Below are 5,399 nucleotides of genomic sequence, written 5' to 3'. Positions count from 1 at the left end.
TCTTTTGTGAATTATATACTATTATTCCTTATATATCCAAAAATCTCCAACTCACTCTTGAGCTAACCTGCCCCTTTACTCCCATAAGATGTTCAACATAAAGAGGCATTAATCCTTCTTGAATTAATGCCCCGGGTAGCTCAATAAGTGTAGTTCTTTTTTAAATCCTCTATCTTCTTTAAAACAATATCATTAGATATTCTGTATTCTTCCTTTTTCTTCGTTAAACTTAAATCATCTAAAGGGCCTGTTACTTCACCAGTCTTTATTTGTATAATCCAAAAATGATACTCCTGCTCATCTGGTATTCCAGAACCATTACTACTTTCGGAGTCTATATTTATTTGTTTTGCGATAATATATTGGTCATCCCAACCAACTTCAGTAACTTTAGCAGGTATTATAGTAGATCCCCAACTATCTTTACTTGTTTTAGGTGCTATTGTCACTTCATTAGCAGAGGTTCTAACAATTGAATAGTTATCAGGTAAATCTATATCATAATCTGATGCCCCAGGGCATCCAGTCAAAAAAAGCAAACTTATAATTGTAATTGCTGTAAGTGAAATATAAAAGTATAGATTTCTAGACATAAACCCTCCAAGTTTGTCACTCAGTTTCTATATTATACCAAAAGTTGTTCTTCCGCTAAACTGCCCTTTTCTTCCATAAGGAGTTCAACATAAAAGAACATGAATCCTTCTTAGATCAACGCCTCATTAGATGATTACGCATTACTATCCCAACTTATATTCGTTTGGAGCAACAATGCAGTCATGTCGCTTGCGAATTGGGAAGGCTAAACCTCATTGTAGTCGTGTATGACAGTAAGACGTATTGGTACCCAACCCGGATAAATGCTTGTCATGGCATCTTGGAAAAAGAAATCGAAAACGGCCTCATACCGATAACATATGGATAACCGGACCGACATCCCGAAAAGGGATGTCGGTCTTTTTTTCGCTTATGCGGTTATACTGAGGAAAAACCGACTAATGTAACGGAGAGGAGTAACTGAATATGACCAATTCACAAATCAACGGGAAATACCTGCACGAAATCAATGAGCTCCTGGAACAATCCAGCCATGGCAAGGTTCGAGTTGGGAACATCCTATATTTCTCAACCAGAGCAATCGATGCGAACATGGAGATTAGGGATAAATCCCCTAAATATTATCGACGATGGGTTTCAGTCATTTTCATACTTTTTCGCTAGCACCACCGTTAAGATTGGAATGATGATATTAATCAATGAAAACAGTAGCCCAATCATACACCAGAGTAACGGTACTTTTAGTATAACGAGTAGTGAATATCCGCCAATTACACCAGCAAAGATTGCTATCATGACCCACAGTAATACTTCCTTTAAGAAATGTTTTAAAATAGTGGATTTAGTCCACCCAATCGTGTGATACATATTGAATTCATCTTTTCTTTTTAAAATCAATGAATGAACACCTTCTATCATACTCACAACGGTTAATAGAATGGTCATAGCAACGATAGTCATTTGTATGGTCAATGTTTGATTGTTGATGAATTGGCCCATGGTCGTGTTATCCATTTCAGATATTGTTTCCCCGATGATAGCCATCTGTACAATTAAGAGGAAAGTAGAAGTAAATAAGGTCAACATGGTCGGTGCAATGATGGATAGATAATGCCTAATGCTTGAAAAGTTTTTATACGCTTCCAATCGTACTCGAGATTTCTCCTCTCTTGCCAACACTCCATATGTGATGACTAACGAAAACAGGAAGAGTCCCATTGCGTATAGAAACGCATAGCTTTTTTCAAAAACGAAGAACAACAATATAAAAGCTGTTAAGAAAGCAAGACTTTGCAAAATTACTTGCTCTGAATAGTTCCGTTGGAGTATTTTCTTTGGAGACCAACCTATGAGGAACAATGTTTGGTTCTCTGCCTTTAAAATATTTTTTTCAAAGACTAAACGAGCCATCAGCCAAGATAGGCCAAATAGAAAGAATAGTGATAAGGCGACATTAATGGTCTTATTCCAACTGGTTTCTATTGCTTGAGCTACACCCAGGGTTGTCCACGGCTCTGTCACTTGTCCGATACCTTCAACCTCCAATTGTTGCTCCTTGAATGATGAACCTGCGACAATATCCACTTCATAGCCTGCCTCCAACAAATCTTTCGCTACATTCTCTATTTTTGCTTGTGCGGAGGCATCATATTTCGTGATTTCATCAATACGAATCCGAATGGCGTCAATTGGTTTATCTCCCTTAACGAGTTCAGCAGAATCCAATGTTGTGACTCCGCTGCTAGGTGCAGGAACAAAGCTGCCTGGGACTGATGTCGGAGTCAATGACTCTCCCTTGGATGTGGTCGTCGTGCTAGTTGAATAAATACCCAAAGGACTGGAAGCTAATTGTCCTTTCTTCTCGCTTGCCGTGAATTCACCCGTTTGCAAGATCATGAATGGAACTTCATCAGATTCTTCTAGACCAGCCCCTTTTTGTACCACTTCTTTATAGGAAGGGGGATTCCCTTCTTGAACCTTTTCAACCTGAATTTGTTCGCCTTTGAACTTGTAATCAATTTTCTGGGCTGTATAGTATTGAGAGGTGTTAAAGCTATACATAGACCCATTGGACGTCTCCACCTTAAAATCATCTCTAATCTTCATGGCTACACTCTCAAAAGGTCTTTGGAATATAGAAAGGTCAAAGTCAAAATCCTTTCTGTCTGAACCAGGCTCCTTATTTAACTCTTCTACGACCTTCCCCAATTCATCTTTTTTTTCATACGCATTCAATAGTATCTGCTCATCCGTTAAGCCTAGTTTTTTCTTATAATCTGCAAGGCTAACATCCAATTTCTCTACCGAAAGTTCCATATGAATTTGATTGTCAATTTCACTTCTCTGTAAAACCTTGATAACAGGTGGATTATTGTAATTCTGTCTCATTTGGCTGAACAAAGAAAATTTAGGGTCATCTAGGTCAGCATATAAATCTGAAAAATCTATCCCGGTTAATTGTTTCTCGCTTTCTGGGTCAATAGCTGTCAATAAATGATAGCTAGGGGGCAGGACAACATACATGCTTTTGCCCGCCAACATATCCTGTCCTTGTGGATACCAGACATATTCGAGGTTATCTGGCTTGGAATTATCGAAATAGGTTAGGATTTGTTTCTCTCCTAATGGGTATTTATTTAGCCCATCCGATGTGTAGAATTGCCATTTGAATCGAGCTGGATGTTCCAAAGGAGGCAATATAATGGACGCTTGCCTTCCGGTGAAGTATCCAAGAGAGGCAACAGGGGCGGCCACTTCAATATCAGGATTATCCTTGATTTCCTCCCATTCGGATATGGAGATTCCACCTTTGCCGTCTCCAACATAATTTTCTTCCACAATCCCGATTGTCTTTTCAATCTCGGTTCGTGAGTCAGATGGTCGCAGCAAAATGTCATAGCTTCCTCTGCCGTGCTTTTCTAGTGTATTTTTTACTGAAACTTGTGACTGAAGGGTGTACTGGGAACCAAGCGGAATGAGGAAGAATATGCTCAAAAAGGCAATAACCATGATGAGCGAAATGATTTTCCTGTTTAGTATTCGGCTGATGATGAGTCTAATCATAGATGAATCATCTCTTCTTTCGTTAACAGCCCCTCATTTAGACGATATACACAATCCCCTTTTTCGGCGACCTCAAGGTCATGGGTGACACAAATGATTGTGGTTCCACGCTTTTGTATGTTTAATAGCAATTCGATGATTCGATCTCGATTCTTTGTATCCAAATTCCCTGTAGGTTCATCACATAATATAATCTCAGGATCGCCAATTATTGACCTTGCAATAGCAACCCTTTGCTTTTCTCCTCCTGACAGACTATCGGGCAGCCGATTGTGCAGGGATTCAGGAATTCCGACCAACTTTAATAAATCTTTCGCCTTTTCCATAAGCCATTTGCGATCCTTGTCATAGAGCAACGGCATAATGACATTTTCTAGAACCGAATAATGGGATAAGAGCTTAAAATCCTGAAAGATAAATCCGATATTCGTTCTTCGAAAATTACTCCGTGCTTCTTCTGTCATCGAATATATATCATGATTAAGCATGCGTACCGAACCGTCATCGGGTTTCAGAAGCCCGGCGATACACTTCAATAAAGTAGATTTACCTGTCCCAGATGGACCGACTATGCTGCACCATACAGCCTCTTTAACCTCTAAGTTCACTCCGTCTAATATATTCAGTGTTTCATTGTTCCCATACTTCTTCATAAGATTATGTACATATAACATCTCGATACCCCAATTCATTACATTGTTATAACACACATAGACCGCCAGAGCAGTCTATGTGCATGATTCGACCATTACCTAGATAATTTGATAGTACCTGAGTCAGTAGCGACTTTACTTCCCGTTACTCTCAAAAAATCGTTCCAAGTCTTTGAAGTAGTGCTTGATGAGATAGAATAACTGGAAGTATTGGTAGTTTTCTAACTTGAATACCGGTCATCAATAGCGGCATATTTTCCATCGTTGTAATATACATGGTAAGAGGAGCCAGTACCGCCACCCCAACTCAATGTCTTAGTGACAGATGTAGAACTGCCAGTTCGTGAAACATTTTTTGGTGAAATGCTAGCCTCAACTGGCACTGCCGCTTCTGCCTTTGATGCCCCACCAAGATCTCCCACTCCGAACCCTAACAACATGCTACTTGCTACAACTCCCAAAGCCAACTTCTTAATCATCCTCAAACATCCAAAATTGTTATTATATTACAATTAGAAGGTAACACAGATGAATTATCCTTGTATATATAAAATTTCAAATTTTCTGTAAATAAGTATATAAGTCACATCAAAAATAAGGTCAAATCTATCAAAAGGTAATAATAATTCCATAAAAATCACGAAAAGTTATCTTTCGGAAACTGTGAATGCGTTAAAAAAATCTAGGAAAATAGAGAAAGAAGCAATCGATATTGCCATAAAACGGTTCGGTGGGGAAAAGAAATACGCTCTGTTTGCTGTATTTAGATGCTTTTTGAACATCGGAAATGAACGAACAATTGTACAACCAGAAATTGTTTACAACATATGAGATATCGTTGAAAACGAGACAAAAGTAACGCAAAAAAAACAGACAAACATAATACTCCTATGGTAGTGACGATAGCTTATTAGAGGTTGGATTTATTTATAACTGTAACATTGTACTTCGTTCGTTGTTTTTCGGACTTACCTGCTTCGGAGTCCTTTTCTTCATCTGGCTAACAATAAACATTTATTAAGTTTAACAAAAGAAGCACCTGAGTGAATTCTGAACTGCACCCCGAATAGTGGACACTTTAAAAAAAGTGGACCCTATTCGGGGTTTTCCTATTCTCTTTCAGGAAAA

The 5,399-nt window shown here is 38.6% G+C and carries 4 protein-coding genes; all 4 read right to left on the bottom strand.

The window, feature by feature from the left end; genetic code table 11:
• Positions 1–140: 140 nt before the first annotated feature.
• Positions 141–593: a DUF3997 domain-containing protein gene (locus CYL18_RS18795; RefSeq protein ID WP_104850996.1), complete on the bottom strand. Its 453-nt coding sequence runs from the start codon at positions 591–593 to the stop codon at positions 141–143.
• Between the two features lie 598 nt (positions 594–1,191).
• Positions 1,192–3,618, bottom strand: coding sequence for an ABC transporter permease (locus CYL18_RS18785; protein WP_104850994.1), 2,427 nt, complete (start codon positions 3,616–3,618; stop codon positions 1,192–1,194).
• Positions 3,615–4,292, bottom strand: a complete 678-nt coding sequence (locus CYL18_RS18780) for an ABC transporter ATP-binding protein (protein ID WP_049672002.1) — start codon at positions 4,290–4,292, stop codon at positions 3,615–3,617. The genes CYL18_RS18785 and CYL18_RS18780 overlap by 4 nt, the downstream gene beginning before the upstream one ends.
• 200 nt (positions 4,293–4,492) lie before the next feature.
• The gene (locus tag CYL18_RS18775) at positions 4,493–4,738 is read right to left on the bottom strand and encodes a hypothetical protein (protein WP_146102862.1); all 246 of its coding nucleotides are present in this window, start codon (positions 4,736–4,738) and stop codon (positions 4,493–4,495) included.
• Positions 4,739–5,399: the final 661 nt, after the last annotated feature.

It is taken from the genome of Pradoshia eiseniae, assembly GCF_002946355.1.
Classification (GTDB): Bacteria; Bacillota; Bacilli; order Bacillales; family Pradoshiaceae; genus Pradoshia; species Pradoshia eiseniae.
The sequence above is the reverse complement of the archived record's forward strand: the minus strand, read 5'-3'. Positions and strand labels throughout refer to the sequence as shown.